Annotated in this window: 1 pseudogene; it reads right to left on the bottom strand. The window is 54.7% G+C overall.

The features are described 5' to 3' along the window. Nucleotides 1–293: 293 nt before the first annotated feature. Nucleotides 294–495: pseudogene (locus FQ755_RS37790) on the bottom strand (site-specific integrase); the annotation flags it as partial.

Genomic DNA, 495 nt, shown 5'->3' with positions numbered 1-495 from the left:
ATTTGCTTAACACTTCTGTTAAGTGGATCTTGTCCTCGCTTAACAACCGAAAGGGCTTGCCGGGAAAGGGCGCGAGCCGTTTCTGTTAAGCGATAGAGTTTCGCTATGAGCCATTCTGTTAAGCAAATTTCAAAACTTCACAGCTGCAGAGAACTCGGGGGTTATCGTCCGCGCAGTGCACGAAGGGCCACAGAGGGACCCTGACGATTTGTAAGGCGTCAAACCGGGGGGCCGGATGGTCGAACAGCCCTTCTGAGGCCCTCGATCTCGCCATTGCGTACGGACAACTCAGGCTATTTGTGCGGGCCATATTCCACGGGGGTTTGCTCAAGGTCGTTCGCCACTTCTTCGCCACCATGTTTCGATTCGCATTGCAGGCCGGCGAGTCGAGCAATTGACGCTTGAGCATGGACCGCTGACGACAGATTCGCTTCGAGGTAGCGCATCGTTGTCATGGGGTCTTTGTGACGCATGACGCGCTGGATCGTCTGGATG

This window comes from Paraburkholderia sp. BCC1885 (assembly GCF_900996235.1).
Classification (GTDB): domain Bacteria; phylum Pseudomonadota; class Gammaproteobacteria; order Burkholderiales; family Burkholderiaceae; genus Paraburkholderia.
Note: the sequence above shows the minus strand (reverse complement) of the source record. Positions and strands in the feature narration are given on the sequence as shown.